Annotated in this window: 11 protein-coding genes; 4 read left to right on the forward strand and 7 right to left on the reverse strand. The window is 57.8% G+C overall.

Features of this window, described 5'->3' with window-relative positions:
* Positions 1-28 precede the first annotated feature (28 nt).
* The 3 genes from flgK to ACR3E6_RS04655 are packed head-to-tail and all read left to right on the forward strand — an operon-like array spanning position 29 to position 3581.
* On the forward strand, positions 29-1480 hold the full coding sequence (gene flgK / locus ACR3E6_RS04645; protein ID WP_480486050.1) for a flagellar hook-associated protein FlgK: 1452 nt from the start codon (positions 29-31) through the stop codon (positions 1478-1480).
* 2 nt (positions 1481-1482) lie between these two features.
* A complete protein-coding gene (locus ACR3E6_RS04650; protein ID WP_209834210.1) occupies positions 1483-2490 on the forward strand; it encodes a flagellin in 1008 nt (335 codons plus the stop codon).
* On the forward strand, positions 2487-3581 hold the full coding sequence (locus tag ACR3E6_RS04655; RefSeq protein ID WP_209834212.1) for a flagellar basal body P-ring protein FlgI: 1095 nt from the start codon (positions 2487-2489) through the stop codon (positions 3579-3581). The genes ACR3E6_RS04650 and ACR3E6_RS04655 overlap by 4 nt, the downstream gene beginning before the upstream one ends.
* Positions 3582-3635: 54 nt before the next feature.
* Here the strand turns inward: ACR3E6_RS04655 and ACR3E6_RS04660 are convergent, their stop codons facing one another.
* From ACR3E6_RS04660 to ACR3E6_RS04685, 6 genes are all read right to left on the reverse strand, one after another.
* Positions 3636-4280, reverse strand: a complete 645-nt coding sequence (locus ACR3E6_RS04660) for a DUF1523 family protein (RefSeq protein ID WP_171635623.1) — start codon at positions 4278-4280, stop codon at positions 3636-3638.
* A gap of 10 nt (positions 4281-4290) precedes the next feature.
* Positions 4291-4557 carry a hypothetical protein gene (locus tag ACR3E6_RS04665; RefSeq protein ID WP_171120117.1) on the reverse strand — a complete coding sequence of 89 codons (267 nt, stop codon included), beginning with the start codon at positions 4555-4557 and terminating at the stop codon, positions 4291-4293.
* A gap of 1 nt (position 4558) precedes the next feature.
* Positions 4559-5896, reverse strand: coding sequence for a DUF6638 family protein (locus tag ACR3E6_RS04670; RefSeq protein WP_480486052.1), 1338 nt, complete (start codon positions 5894-5896; stop codon positions 4559-4561).
* 415 nt (positions 5897-6311) lie between these two features.
* The gene (locus tag ACR3E6_RS04675) at positions 6312-8246 is read right to left on the reverse strand and encodes an AAA family ATPase (protein ID WP_480486054.1); all 1935 of its coding nucleotides are present in this window, start codon (positions 8244-8246) and stop codon (positions 6312-6314) included.
* Between the two features lie 54 nt (positions 8247-8300).
* Entirely contained in the window at positions 8301-9419 is a 1119-nt protein-coding gene (locus ACR3E6_RS04680; protein WP_480486056.1) for a hypothetical protein, read from the reverse strand.
* A 192-nt stretch (positions 9420-9611) separates the two neighbouring features.
* A complete protein-coding gene (locus tag ACR3E6_RS04685) occupies positions 9612-10691 on the reverse strand; it encodes a coiled-coil domain-containing protein (protein ID WP_171230262.1) in 1080 nt (359 codons plus the stop codon).
* A gap of 284 nt (positions 10692-10975) precedes the next feature.
* On the opposite strand from ACR3E6_RS04685, the gene ACR3E6_RS04690 reads away from it, so the two are divergent.
* Positions 10976-12451 (forward strand): NAD-dependent succinate-semialdehyde dehydrogenase, encoded by a 1476-nt coding sequence (locus tag ACR3E6_RS04690; RefSeq protein ID WP_480486058.1) that lies wholly within the window; start codon positions 10976-10978, stop codon positions 12449-12451.
* 109 nt (positions 12452-12560) lie between these two features.
* On the opposite strand, the gene ACR3E6_RS04695 is transcribed toward ACR3E6_RS04690, so the two are convergent.
* Positions 12561-14786 (reverse strand): tetratricopeptide repeat protein, encoded by a 2226-nt coding sequence (locus ACR3E6_RS04695; RefSeq protein WP_480486060.1) that lies wholly within the window; start codon positions 14784-14786, stop codon positions 12561-12563.
* Positions 14787-14864 lie beyond the last annotated feature (78 nt).

A 14864-nucleotide genomic window follows, 5' to 3' on the forward strand; every position in this document is an offset into this window, starting at 1 on the left:
GCTCTGACCCAAAGAAAGGAGCGGCCTCATGAACATGTCGACAGCACTCAATAACGCATTGGGCGGGCTGACTGCGGCCAGTCGCGGTGCCGCTGTGGTGTCCGGGAACATCGCGAATGCGCTAACCCCCGGCTATGCGCGCCGGTCCCTGGAACTTGCGACAAGTCCTATATCCGGAAATGGCGTACGCACCGTTGGCGTGATCCGGCATCAGGATCCGGTTTTGACCGCCAACAGACGTTCGTCTGATGCCGAACTCGCCTTTCGGTCGGACGTTTCAGATTTTCACGCGCGGTTCGAACAACTGGTGGGGTCTCCTGATGACGGCCCTTCGCTGTCTGCCCGTCTGTCCTCGTTGGAAAACGCCTTTATCACGGCGGCCAGTCTGCCTGACTCGATCGAACGGCTGGATCAGGTTGCGCGCTCGGCCCGCGATCTGACCAACGAGCTGAACGCGGCGTCCGAAGGCGTACGCCAGGCACGCTCGGATGCTGATCGAAAAATTGGCGCCCAGATCGATACCCTGAATCAGACTCTGAAAGATATCGAAGACCTGAACGCCAAGATTCCCGCCATTCAAAACTCTGGCGGTGACATCGGTGCCCTGCTGGATCAGCGGCACGTCCTGATCGACCAAGTCAATACCCTGATCCCGGTCAATGTCGTGCCTCGCGCCAATGATCAGGTATCCCTGTACTCGGAGGGCGGGCTGATCCTGTTGGAAGGCACGGCCTCGGAGTTCACTTTTTCCACGACGGGCGAAACAAAGCCTCATATGACTGTGGCAAATGGTCTGTTGTCCGGTCTGGAGATGAACGGAAACCCGGTACGGACAAGCGGAGATAACGCTCAAATCCGCGGCGGGGCACTGATGGCGCAGTTCACCATCCGCGACGACTTGGCAGTCGAGGCGCAGGTTCAGCTCGACACGGTTGCAAGGGACCTGATTGAACGATTTGAAACGCCCGGTTTGGATTCGTCGGCTCTTGTGACAGATCCCGGTCTGTTCACCGACGATGGCAACCGATTTGATCCTGCATCTGTTGTCGGACTTGCATCACGGATCTCACTCAATTCAACCGTGGACCCTGACAATGGCGGGGTCAGTTGGAAACTGCGCGCGGGTCTGGGCGCCGCAACTCCGGGTGACCCTGGGCAGGCTGCTCAATTGCGCGCGTTCGGGCACATATTGAACGACGCACGTCCGGTACCTGGCGGGCTGTTCGGCACGGGAAACATGCGAGCTGCCGAGTTGACCGAGGCCCTGTTGTCGAAAGCGGGCGCACACGCCCATGCCGCAGATCAACGCAAGACTTTTGCAAACAGCTTCCAACAGCAAATGGCGCAGATCGAGGCCGCGCAGGGCGTGGATACCGATCAGGAACTACAGCGGCTCATGCAGGTCGAACAGACTTATGCCGCAAACGCTCGTGTCATCTCGGTTGTTGACGAGCTTATGGAAACTCTTCTGAGGTTGTGACCATGAATATCACTTCTATCGGCGATTTGGCGCGAGGAATGACCTTACGAACCCGCGCAACAGATATCAAAACCCAGATCGAAACCCTGTCTTATGAAATGTCCACCGGGCGGGTACAGGACGTCTCGGGGCGGCTTGGCGGGGATTATTCGCAAATTCTGGATCTCGACCGCAGCCTCGCCAGACTCGACGCCTTTGGCATCGCAACGTCCGAAGCGGCCCTGTTCACCGATACCATGCAACTGAGCCTGAAAACCTTCGGAGATTCGGTCGGAGACATGACCGCGTCTTTGCTGGCTTACGGAACCGCCAATCAGCCCGTCAATCATGAACAAGCGTCCCAACAGGCGAAGAATGAGCTGGACACGATGATCTCGGCACTGAACACGCGCGTAGGAGGGCGCAGCCTGTTTTCCGGTACCGCCACCGATGTGTCGCCCCTGCAATCTTCGAACGATCTTTTGACGGCGCTGAAATCGCAGTTGACGGGGCTTGCGACGGTCGCTGATATCAGGCTGGCGGCAGAAAACTGGTTCAATGACCCAGCCGGTTTCGACGCCGTGATTTATCAGGGGTCAAACGGCACCCTTTCTCCGATGCAGATTTCGGAAAACGAAAGCGTCACGCTGCCGATCACGGCAACGGATCCGGCGTTCAAGGCCGCACTCAGGGACGTCGCCGTTGCGGCGCTGGCCACCGACAGCGCATTGGCACTTTCGCCCGATCAACGCACCGCTTTGTTCACGCAGTTAGGGGTCGATCTGGCCAACTCACAGGATGCCACCGTCAAGCTCCGGGCAAAGGTCGGGGCGGCCGAAGCCCGCATCGAAGAGGCGGCAACACGCAATTCCTCGACCCGAACCAGCCTGGAATTCAGCCGGAACGAACTGATCGCGGCCGATCCTTATGAGACGGCAGCGAAACTGCAAACGGTGCAATTTCAGTTGGAAAGCCTGTATTCCGTAACCGTTCGCAATGCGAACCTGTCGCTGGTGAACTTTCTGAGATGAGGGCGCTGATATTTCTCCTGCTTCTCCTTCCCGGCATGGCTTGGGCAGGGACAATCCGTCTCAAGGACCTCGTGGATTTTGACGGTGTACGGGGCAACGATCTGGTGGGTTACGGCCTGGTGGTCGGCTTGAACGGAACTGGCGATGGGTTACGCAACGCGCCTTTCACCGAAGAAATCATGTCCAATATCCTCGAACGCCTTGGCGTTAACGTCACAGGTGAGGATTTCCGGCCCAAAAACGTGGCAGCGGTATTGGTCACGGCCAGCCTGCCGCCCTTTGCACGGGTGGGTGGTCAAATCGATGTAACGGTTTCAGCCATAGGCGATTCAAGCAACCTGTTGGGTGGAACATTGATCATGACCCCGCTTAACGCAGCCGATGGCCAAATTTATGCGGTCGCGCAGGGCACAATCCTTGCAGGTGGCGTTTCGGCTGAAGGAGAGGCAGCCTCGGTCGTGCGTGGGGTGCCAACTTCGGGCGTGATCCCATCCGGTGCCAGGGTCGAGCGTGAAATTGACTTCGACTTGTCAACTCTCACTCAGATGCGCCTTGCACTCAGAGAGCCCGATTTCACAACAGCCGGGCGCATCGAAACCGCGATAAACACCGAGTTCAACAGAACCGTGGCAATCATGCGAGATTCCGGCACGGTTGAGATCAACGTCGCGGCGACGCAGGCGGTTTCTACAGCCCACGCCATAGGGCGTATCGAAAACATTCTGGTCGAACCTGAATCGAAAGCGCGCGTTGTTGTTGATCAGCGCTCTGGCACCATTGTCATGGGGCAGGAGGTCCGAATTTCGCGTGTTGCGGTGTCTCAAGGCAACCTGACTCTGACGGTTCAGGAAGCACCGATTGCGGTGCAGCCCAACCCGTTCGCCAGAGGTGAAACAGTGGTCGTGCCACGTACAATCGCAGGGATCGAGGAAGAAGAGGGAACCGGCCTCGCCGAAATCCCCGAAGCCACCACCCTGTCCGAGGTTGTGGCAGGTCTGAACGCGCTTGGGGTCTCGCCTCAGGACATGATCGACATTCTGAAAACGATCAAGGCAGCAGGCGCGCTGCATGCGGAATTCATCGTCAGGTGAAGGGCACCGCCAGTTGGATGGGCGTGCTGCTGGCACGCCCGCCAAAGCTTGTATCTATTTCGATTTCCAGCTGTCCAGCCAGCGCCGAAATCTGTTGTGTCGCTCTTCTATGGCGTCACCCGCCGCATAAAGGCCGTCTTCCACGTTTTCGATCATCGGATCAATCCGTGCTTGCCGGAACCTGCGCCAACGCACCCACATCGCCCAGACGAACGCCGCAAAGATCGTCAGGAAGATGATATTGAACCAGGGAATGATCCGAACATCCGGCCCTTCAACGTCTTTGATGAAAATGGCGTTGGGAAAGATCGACATGAATTCGTTGCGCCACCCGTAATGGGTTACGACCACCCATTTCGGGTTTTCCTTGGTGGATTTCGCATCATTGGCCTCGGTGTACAGGTTCGCAGTGTCGAACTTGAAATACGGGGGCCATCCCCAGCCGGTATCCTCATTTCGGTACACGATGGGTTTTCCGTTGGCCCGCACTGCCTGAATGAACTGCACATCCCGGTTGGACAGGCTGGTAGATTGATCTTCCGGCTCTGACCAGAAGATCCGGGTCCAGTCGTTCAGATCCTGCCGTTCTTCATAGGTGTTGACGATGCGCACAATGTCATGCTGGGGCAGAGAATATTGCAGGATCACGGCAATCGTACCCCAGAAAATGATAATGAACGCCCATTTCACATAGGCCATGCCTATACCCTCACATGTAATTCACGATGTAGATCAGCGCGCCAATCGCCACCCACGGCACGATATAGACACCCAGGATCAGTTTACGCCGAAACGAGTTGTCATACACATGCAATCCGCGTTCGACAAAGGCTTCTTTGTTGCCGGTCTTGCCCTTTTCGTCCCACCAGTTCTCCAGTTTGCGCCGGCGTATGCCGCGCGAATAGAAAGACAGCCCGACATAGGCAATCGTCTGGATCACCAGCAAGATCAGCAAAAGGCGCAATAATCCAATCATTTCAACCTTTCCTCACCGAACCCCACGGACCAACCCGGGCAATTATGTCATCGCTGACCCGATCGTCGCCGCTCATATCCGGCTCATGTCCGAACAGGGCGGCGCGGGCGCCTTGCTTGTCCACCTGATATTCGCGCGCAAGGAAGTCGGCCACATAGGCCTTCTTGCTCTCGGGCCAGCCCGAATATGTTCGGTAGAACAATTCTTTGTGGCAGATGAACATCTGGCGCGGGTCCAGCGGGGCCAATTCGGACAACAGCATGTTCACCAGATCACGGTTCGGTGTATCGGTCGCCCGCAAGGTGTAGAAGTAGGCCGGGTGATCCGAGGTGATGCGCGGCCAAGGTCCGCCATCCTTTGCCCAGCGCAGCAATTGCGCAAGGCCGTGATAGGCTTCGGGCAGGCGGTCGGCATGGTTGCGCGCCAACCGGCGCATATCGCTGCGATCCAGACCCGCCATATCCACGCCCGCATCCGCAGCAGCAGAAACCGTCAGAAAATCCATCTTCTGTTGCAGGATCGCGCTCGAGTTCACGCCCCGCGCTTCGATGATCGTTTCGACAAGGTTGTTCAGCCCAAGGAATTTGGCGATCTGATTACGTTGCGCCTTTTGAAAGACGTGTTTCAGCGGAAGATCGTCTGGTACGTCTTCCATACAAATTGCGGCCGGGTGATCCAGATCCGGGAACAGATAAAGCCCACCGAAATGCGCTGTCCAGAAGTTGCGCTGCTCGAACGCGGTATGGCGCAAGCGGACGGGGTTTCGGGTCACGTCACCGGTTTCCCTGGCCGTTTCGATCATCTTGGCGATCAGCACATCGTCGAACCAGGCGTCCTCTTCGGTTTTGAACCGCTCGACCATGCCCGCCAGTTGTTCGGCCTTGCGCAGGGTGCCGCCTGCGGTGTCAGCCTCAATCTCAATCTTGCGCAGGTTCAGAAGATCGCGCGGCGTGCTGAGTTTGATGACCGAGTTCACCAATTCTCCGGCCACCGCATCGGTGGCGGTCAGGGCAAACAACTGCGCTTCGTTCATCTCGATGAATTCCCGCAGGATATCGCGCGAGGTCGAGAATTTGACGTTCAGCAGCGGCGCGCGTTTCTGCTCGGTCGTCAGCAGGATGAACTGCCGGTTGACCCCGTTGGGATTGAGGTAGAGCTCATCCTCCAGCTCAATCCCCACCTCCGGCGAATAGCCCGAGATATCCACATGAAAATCCGTCAGCGCCGTGGTCTTGCCCGCCAGATGCTGCAACGCGCGATTATACCGCTCGACCAGAGCCGGGCTGGAGATATGGACGAGGTTGCCGAACATCAGGCCTTTTTCGATGAGGCGGATCATTGTGTCATCCCCGCTTGTGATCCAGTTCTGACGTCGCTTCGTTCATGTACGTTCTTTGCTCTTTAGTTCGAGACTGTGTCGTATCCCCACTTGACGGAGAGGAATCTAGAGATTGGCGCACATGTAACGCAAACAGACACATCCCGGATGTGAGCAGTATTGTGCAAAGAAGGAGCCAACGAAATTTAAGCAAACTGACTAAATAGACCAGAAAGTATCCGCTGCCTGCACCAAATTGACCAGAAGACAAAATCCCCCACGCCTCGGTCAAAGCCATCGGAGCAATAAGCCCCCCGATGAGTGGTGCAAAAACTACAGAAGCCGCAAAAGGAACCAGTCTAGGAGACGAATACCAGCCCAACGCGAAACTTGAGGCACCGACATTTGCGATTATTGCGATCGTTATGATCATTACTTAAATACCCTTCCCCTCCAAATACCGCCGCTTGGCCTCTTCCATCCGGCCCATCTCACGCACCGCGTTTTCGATGGCGACCTCGTCGCTCTTGTCGGCATAGCGGAATTCGCTGTCGGCGTAGCGGTTGATTTCCTGGATCACCATCTCGACCGTGATCGGCTGGCGCAGCTCCTCGATCATCGCCTTCTTGGTGTCGTAGTCGCGAAACAGGAACAGGTCGGGGTTTTCCATCCACTCGTCGGGCAGTTCGAAATCCATCGCGCGGACCTTGACCGCGTCGGTGATGTTCTTGATCGCGCGACCGGTGAAACGCTCATCCGCCTGTTGGATCGCCTTGAGGTAGGTGCCCAGCTTGGCGATCGTATCCATCTGGCCGATCTCACCCGAGACCCGGTCATAGACCTGCAACAAAGCATCCTCATGCGGGCGCGAGTGGCTTTCGAAACTGGCGGCGACGGCCTTTTTGATTTCCTGCGCGGCATAGGGGTCGTGCTCGCCCAGCGGGATGTCGTGGTTGCGGCCCATCAGCAGGTGCAGGATGTCGATGTAGTCTTCACGCGTCTGCGGGCCGTCTACCAGGAACCGCGCGCCCGCCCGCTGGCGTAGGGCGTCGTCCACATTCTCGGGGTAGTTCGAGAACATGCCAAAGGTGCAGTTGCCGCGCACGACGGTGTTGGCACCGGCAAAGCTCTCCATCAGCACGGCGGTGATTTCCAGCTGCCCGGCTGACGATTGCCGGTCGCCGCGTTTGCCTGCCAGCTGGTCGATATCGTCGATAGTGCCAAAGCCGATGACCGAGGGGTCGATGATCGTGTTGATAAAGGCCTTGGCGTTCTGACCGGATTTCCCCTGATAGCTGTCGATATTGTCGGTACTCAGGTTCTGATAGCGGAACGGATAGCCCGCGTTCTGGCAATAATCGTTGATCAGCCCGGCCATCATCTGGATCAGGGTGGTCTTGCCGGTACCCGGCTTGCCGTCGCCCATGAAGGTAAAGATGAACCCGCCCAGTTCCGCGAACGGGTTCAGGCGGCGGTCGAAATCATAGGCCATCACCATCTTGGCCAGCTTCATCGCCTGATACTTGGCGATATGGTTGCCCACCACCTCGTTCGGTTTCTTGAACGTCATGGTGAGCGTTGTGGATTTGGCTTTTGAGGCCGGCTCAAACCCCCGGATCGTCAGATCATCCGCCTCGATATGCCAGGCAGCATTATGGAACGGGGCCAGATGGCCTGCGGACCCTGCGCGCAGGGCGGACTTTTCCATCAGTTGTTCGGCATAAGCGCTGGTTGCCGCGATCAGATGGGCGTCGTCGGGGGCGTGTTTGGCCAGTACCTGATCCAGCTCCCACAGCGCGCCATGCAGGGCAAGCTGGCCATTGTCGGTCAGGACCTCTTCGATCTCACCGAGATCAACCGTGGTTTCGCCCAGATGCGAGGACAACAGATAGGCCAGCGCATTGCCGAACGTATGGAGCGTGATCAAAGCCTCGGCGGTCAGCAATTCCGAGAATTCAGTCTTGCGCGCGGCAGGTAGATCCCCGGCCAAATTGGCACGTTTCAGATCGGCCAACAATGTCTGCTCCGCATAGGTCTCGGCCACAGCCAGAGCGATGGCTATCGCGCGGCGAATGGCTTGCTGTGTCGTAGCCTGAGGCGGAGACACCAGCGTATCCCCATCGTCCGACGCCTCGATCCGTTCAACCAGATGCACCCCATCCGCCCGCACCGTGCGCCGCGTGACCAGACCCGGTGTCGTGGATCGAAACCGTCGCCCCGTGGAAATCCCCGGAGACCGCTCAACCGCCACTTCAACCGGTTTCGCAATCCGCGGCGCATGTTCGAACCCGTTCAACAAGGCCGTCGCCGCAGGGTAATGCTTGCGAATATCGTCTTCCCGCAATTCCATCTGATCTGACGTTAAACTCATCTCAAAAACCGCTCTTGCTTCATCTTTTCAAAAATACTCTCGCCGGAGGCGAAACTAATATCGCAACACCTGCCCGGCCTTGCTGACGACGAATTTGCGCACATCGGCAAAGCCTGGCGGGTTGCGCTCGGCCAGCACCTGAAACGGCCGCTGTGGCAGGATGATCGACCGCTGGGTGCGCGTAGCCCCGGTTTCGGCCCCCTGCCCGCCGAACGGGTCCAGCGCAAAAACCTCGCGCTCGACGGTTGAAAACCAACCGGCGCGTTCTTCGATCACCTCTTCGCTTTCCAGCTCCTCGGTGGTCCAGGCCAGCGCCCAATCCTGACCTTCGGGCGCCTGTGCGTCCTCCAACACCTGCCGCAGGGGGCCGGATTGCTCGGTATAGGCCGAGGAATACATCGGGCCCACATGGATGCGGCGCAAATGTTTGGGATGGAGGTCGTCGAAATCCTGATCGAAGCCTTTGGCAATGGTCACCAGTTTCAGACCGCCTAAGCTTTGCGCCATCAGATGCGCCTGCACCTCGGGCCAGCGGCGTTGGTCCTTGGGCAGGGCAGTTTTGCCGCTGTCCTCCAACTGCATCAGGTAAATGACCGGCAGGTTGATCTGGCTGTCATAGACCGCCCAATGGATCAGGAACTTGCGCCGCTCGCCCTCATTCCCGATCCAGTGACATTCGGGATCGTTGCGGGCCCAGAACAGCTGACCTTTCAGCAATTCCTCGTAATAGAGCCTTTGGGACAGCGCGAATTGCAACTTGGTGGGAATCTCCCGGTCGCCAATAATTGTCCGCACCATGTCGGTTTTCAGGTCGTCTTCCGAGGGCATATTCGCCAGATGAACCTGCGCCTGCTGCGCGTCATTGGCCATGGTCAACAACTCGGCCGCCACCGGAAACCCGCTGTCGCGCTTGTCCATGGCGAGGCTGCCAAAGAACCGCCCCGTATCGCGCCCGACCAGCAGGTATTTCATGGACAGCGCGCGGAAGGTGTAGAGCAGCCCCGAAAGGTAGCGCGACACGATCCGCACCTCTTGCTTTGAGATCGCGCCTTCGGCCTCCATCGTCGCGGCCACGCGCAGGAGGTGGACGGTGATCACCTCGAATTTGCGGAAATAGCGGCGCGAGGCGAAGGTGTCGGTCAGGCCGACATGGTCTTGGGTGGGGTTAGTCAACGGTTTCGTTCCACAATCGGTGAGCAGAATGAGCCAGGCTAGCGGCTACAATGCAAATGGCAATCCATCCAAACGGCCCCCCTAGAACTGCGTACATCACTGAGAACACGAGCCAGAAACCGCCGAGAACGACGCACCAAAACCAGTTATCTGGAGCCACTAGAAAAGTAAGCAATTCCAGAAGTTCCAACCTCAACCCCCATACAAATTCTTATCATGCTTCTCGACAATCGAGGCAAACCGGCGCGCGAACCGCTCATCCGCCTTGGCCTTTTTCTCCAGCACGTCGCGGGCAAAGACCATGTGGTCCTCATGCGCCTCAAGCATGTCGGCCATTTTCTGGTTGGTCGCGGTGCCGATGGCGGCCATGGCCGTCTGCGCCTCTTGGTCGGTCTGAACGCCGATCTCGTTGATGCGGTGGGCCACGTCCTGCTGCTGCGCGGTTTTCAGCGATTTGGTCAGGGCGTCATACAGCACCACGCGCTGCTGTGTGTCTGTCTGCAGCTTGTTGATCAGCACCATCTGCGTCGCCGCCTGGTTCTGGAGTGAATCGACCCAGGTCTTGCCCTTTTCGATATAGCGCTCCAGCGTTTGGGATTTGGCCAGCTTGACCTGCTCTTCCTGAACCTTGGCGTTGTATTGCTTGTTCAGCTCTGCCAATTCAGTCTCTAACTGGGTCCGCGCGGCGGCGTCCTGTTCGACGCTGATCTTGTTTTCCAGCGTGATGATCGTCGGATCCATACCCTGAATCTCGGCGCGCAGCGCCTCGAGTTCCGCCACGGTCGCCTCGCGATCGTCCAGCGTGACGGTCAGGTTGTCCTCGACCTTGACGCGTTGTTCCTCCAGCACGGCCAACTGCCCTTGCAGCAGTTTGACGATCACGTCGGATTTGGCGATCAGGTCTTGCAACTTGTCGTCGATATTGGCGGTGCGCATCCGCTCCTGCCGCATCGACTCGGATTTACCTTTCGAGAAGATGCCGACAAACGACTCCCACCCGGTTTTCGAGCGCATCTCGTCAAAATCCTTGGAAAACGCGCTGGTGACGTCGTCCAGCCCCATGATCAGCTCGGCGATATTGGCATTCATCACCTCGGTATGGGCATGCACATCTTCGAGCGTGGCGTTTTCGATGTCGATATCGGCCTCGGCAGTGCCGATCTTGGCGCGGGCCGCTTCAATGCGCGAGGTCAGCCCTTCGATCTGAGACTGGCTTTCGCGCACTTTGGCTTGAGTCTCTTCTATCAACGCTTCGAATTGCTGGTTCGACATCGCTTCTATCCCTTTTTTCTTCTATTACCCAATAAGATAGGAAATGTTACACTGATTTACATCCCCTGGGTCTCAAAATTCACCCAGACTTTGGCAAACTCCTTGGCAAAAAGAAAGGCGAGACCGGACAATGAAACGCGCAGATTTCGGGTGACTCGATTAAATTAACTTGTTAAGTAATTTTTTGATCAAATCTGGATTGATTCCACATCCAGAGTGGCCATAGACAATTGAGACATCACCTGTTTGGGTGCGCACAACCCAATTCACGCCGGAGGCTTATCATGCTGGACGCAACGACCGATCTGAAGTCAATCCTGAAGAACCCCGAATTGCTTGTAACCAAAGCCTATATCGGCGGTCAGTGGGTGGACGGTGACAATGGCACGTTCAAAGTCACAAACCCCGCTCGGGGCGATGTGGTCGCCGAGGTGGCAGACGTCAGCCGCGCTCAGGTCGCCGGAGCAATCGCACAGGCCGAAGCCGCGCAGAAAGAATGGGCCAAGCTGACCGGCAAGGAACGTGCAGCCATCCTGCGGCGCTGGTTCGATCTGATGATGGAAAACGCCGAGGATCTGGGCAAGATCCTGACCGCTGAACAAGGCAAACCCCTGGCCGAAGCCATCGGCGAGATCGGCTATGGCGCGTCTTTCATCGAGTTCTTCGGCGAAGAGGCCAAGCGCGTCTATGGCGAGACTATTCCCGGCCATCAGCGCGACAAGCGGATCATGGTGATGAAGCAGCCGATCGGCGTTGCGGCCTCGATCACGCCCTGGAATTTCCCCAACGCGATGATCACCCGCAAGGCAGGCCCGGCTTTGGCCGCCGGCTGCGCCTTTGTGGCGCGTCCGGCCGCTGAAACGCCCCTGTCGGCGCTGGTACTTGCGCTGCTGGCGGAACAGGCCGGCGTACCCGCGGGCGTGTTCAACGTGGTGCCCTCGTCACAGGCCAGTGAGATTGGCAAGGAGTTCTGCGAGAACCCCGGAGTGCGCAAGCTGACCTTTACCGGATCGACCGAAGTGGGCCGCATCCTGCTGCGCCAGGCGGCCGATCAGGTCATGAAATGTTCGATGGAGCTGGGCGGCAACGCGCCGTTCATCGTGTTCGACGACGCCGATCTGGATGCCGCAGTCGAAGGCGCGATGCTGTGCAAGTTCCGCAACAACGGCCAGACCTGCGTCTGTGCGAACCGTATCTATGTGCAGGCCGGCGTCTACGACGCCTTCGCGGCCAAACTGAAAACGGCAGTGGAAGCGCTGAAAATCGGCGACGGTTTGACCGAAGGCACCACCACAGGCCCGCTGATCAATGCCGACGCGGTCGCCAAAGTCGAAGAACATATCAAGGACGTGACCGACAAGGGCGGCGCGGTTCTGACAGGCGGCCTGCCCCATGATCTGGGCGGCACGTTCTTCCAGCCAACCATCGTGACCGGCGTGACGCAGGACATGCTGGTGGCGCAGGACGAAACCTTCGGCCCGCTGGCCCCGCTGTTCAAGTTCGAGGACGAAGACGACGTGATCGCCATGGCCAATGACACGATTTTTGGTCTGGCCTCGTATTTCTATGCCAAGGACCTGAGCCGCGTCTACAAGGTGGCCGAAGCGCTGGAATACGGCATCGTCGGCGTGAACACCGGCATCATCTCGACCGAGCTGGGCCCGTTCGGCGGCGTCAAGCAATCCGGTCTGGGCCGCGAAGGCAGCCATCACGGCATGGAAGACTATCTGGAGATGAAATACGTCTGCATGTCGGTCTGATCCAATACGGTCTCTGTCCCATTGCGGTGGGCAGAGACCCCGCGTCCGGAAACGCAATCGCGTCGTCTTTTGACTGTTCATGGCGGCGGCCCAGTCGACGCTGACACGGCTATTCTGCGGATTTGTCGCGGATTTGTTCGATTGCACGGGTCGCGAACTTTCCCTGCAACGAACCGTCCACCATGGCTTCCAGCGCGGGCAATGCAGAGGACGCCGCGCCACCTATTTTCCCCAATGCAATAGCTGCCTCTTTGCGGACAAACACCGACGGGCTTTCAAGAAGCGCGATCAATTCCGGCACCGCTGGCTCTGCCTCGGGACCAAACAGGGCCAGCGATTGAGCTGCCGTCCTCTGATCTTTGGCATCCCCCCGTGACAGATCCGCCCTCAGACTTGCTATGGTTTTTTCCGGAGGCAACGCCGCCAGACGCAGCCCGTCGTTCAGCCGGGCGTTCAGATGCTGGTTCTCACCGACCCAGCGAATGATGAAAAAGTAATTCTGAACAGCGTCCTGTATGACACCGGCATGCTTGCCCTTTTGCCATCGGTCGATGATGGCCCTGCCCGCACGGCGATCTCCATTCAGGGCCAGAACCGAGGCTGCAAATGGCATCAGCTCGGTTGCCTGCGGATTTCTGTTCAACTCTTTCTCGATCACATCTGCCGCGCCCGTCAGGTCATTCAATGCGTAAAGAGCCGCCGCTTCAAACAGCGCGTAGTGGCTGGGATAATTGGGATCCAGCCGGGTCGCAGCCTGTACAAAGGCCAATCCTTCCTCGGGCTCACCGGCTGCAATCAGCGCCCATCCCATCGTCAGATGCGCCTCGGGGTCGCTGGGTTGCAGCGCGATGGCTTTCGCTGCTTCTCGTCTGGCTTCTTCCGTCCCCCGACCTACCCGTAGGTTACTGTCCCAATCCGGAAGGTTGAGACTGACAATAGCCCGGATAACGTGCACCAGGGCGGTATCCTGCTCCATCACATCCCGGTAATATCTGTAAAACAGGCCGATATGCATTTGCGCGCCTGACTCTGCAAACCCATTCCAATGATGAAAGATGTGCGGCCGCAAATGCGCCAGGGCAAGCGTCGCCCAGGCACGCCCATAATCCGGGTCCAGTTCCACGGCCTTTTCAAAATGGGGAATTGCCGCAAGGTTGTCCTGTTCGTTGAACTGCGAATACAACTCCCACCCGCGTTGGAAGGCTTCGCGTGCCGCAATGGTCTGGGTTTCCACGCTTTCGATGGCTTGCCGGCTTTGAGGGTCGAGCGGAAGATCCAGCTCCTGCGCAATTGCGAGAACAATGGTTTTCTGCACTTCAAAGACGTCATCAATCGCGCCATCAAACCTGTCCGCCCAGATCAATCGCCCGCTCAATGTGTCGGTCAGTCGAATGTTGATCCGGAAATCTTCATCCGCACGTCGCACGCTGCCGTCAACGACGTAGCGAACCCCAAGTTCTTCGGCGAAACGTGCGATATCTATGTTTCTGTCGCGGTATGCGAAGGATGAATTCCCGGCGATGACGAACAATCCGGATATTCGGGACAGGTCCGTGATCAAATCCTCAGAGATACCGTTGATCAGCATCTCCTTGGATGCGTCATCGGTGTAATTCGCAATCGGCAACACGGCGATGGAAGGCAGATCCGGTAAAGGGTAAACCATCTGCGCCTCTGAGGCGCGCAATTGGCCCGTCTTCCACGGTTTCGTCAGAAAAAGCCCAACAGCTGCCAACATCACCAGCAGAGCCGCCAGTGGCAGCCAGCGGGATGTCCTCTGCGTGCGGCTTTTTCGCGGGGAAGGCAAAATTTCCGCTTCTACGCGGAAGGCCTGAACCGGGTCTGCGATGTTCTTGACGTTCTGTGGCCCGATCGGGGCAAAACCATAGGGCACTTTGTTGCGCGCATAATCGACGATGGATTGTGAAACAATGATACCACCGGGATCTGCCAGTGCCTCAAGCCGCGCGGCAACGTTCACCCCGTCGCCAAGGATGTCATCCCCGTTCGAAACCACATCGCCGACATTCAGGCCAACCCGAAACGTGAAGACGCTATCTTGATCGGTGCCCGCGTTTCTCATTGCAAGGTCGGCCTGAATTTCCACGGCAGCGTGAACCGCATCGACGGCGCTGCGAAATTCGATCACAAAGCTGTCTCCCGCAGTGTTCGCGATGCGCCCTGAATGCCGGGCGATCGCCGGCTCTATCACTTCGCTGCGGATCAGGCGAAGCCTTGCGATGGTACCTTCTTCGTCCAGACCAACCAATCTTGAGTAGCCGGCGATGTCGGCTGCCAGGATAGCTGCTAGTCGACGTTTTGGTCGGCTTTCCATAATACCGAAGACTATCAGGCGGATAATTTGCTGGGAACCAGTTTTCGCAAACGCCCAAAACACAACGCCCCGCGTCTG

Source organism: Ruegeria sp. AL3 (genome assembly GCF_056536065.1).

What these genes read in the sequence shown, in the direction of transcription:
- flgK (WP_480486050.1), top strand. Translation starts at nt 29, where the DNA reads ATGAACATGTCGACAGCACTCAATAACGCATTGGGCGGGCTGACTGCG.
- ACR3E6_RS04650 (WP_209834210.1), top strand. Translation starts at nt 1,483, where the DNA reads ATGAATATCACTTCTATCGGCGATTTGGCGCGAGGAATGACCTTACGA.
- ACR3E6_RS04655 (WP_209834212.1), top strand. Translation starts at nt 2,487, where the DNA reads ATGAGGGCGCTGATATTTCTCCTGCTTCTCCTTCCCGGCATGGCTTGG.
- ACR3E6_RS04660 (WP_171635623.1), bottom strand. Translation starts at nt 4,280, where the DNA reads ATGGCCTATGTGAAATGGGCGTTCATTATCATTTTCTGGGGTACGATT.
- ACR3E6_RS04665 (WP_171120117.1), bottom strand. Translation starts at nt 4,557, where the DNA reads ATGATTGGATTATTGCGCCTTTTGCTGATCTTGCTGGTGATCCAGACG.
- ACR3E6_RS04670 (WP_480486052.1), bottom strand. Translation starts at nt 5,896, where the DNA reads ATGATCCGCCTCATCGAAAAAGGCCTGATGTTCGGCAACCTCGTCCAT.
- ACR3E6_RS04675 (WP_480486054.1), bottom strand. Translation starts at nt 8,246, where the DNA reads ATGAGTTTAACGTCAGATCAGATGGAATTGCGGGAAGACGATATTCGC.
- ACR3E6_RS04685 (WP_171230262.1), bottom strand. Translation starts at nt 10,691, where the DNA reads ATGTCGAACCAGCAATTCGAAGCGTTGATAGAAGAGACTCAAGCCAAA.
- ACR3E6_RS04690 (WP_480486058.1), top strand. Translation starts at nt 10,976, where the DNA reads ATGCTGGACGCAACGACCGATCTGAAGTCAATCCTGAAGAACCCCGAA.
- ACR3E6_RS04695 (WP_480486060.1), bottom strand. Translation starts at nt 14,786, where the DNA reads ATGGAAAGCCGACCAAAACGTCGACTAGCAGCTATCCTGGCAGCCGAC.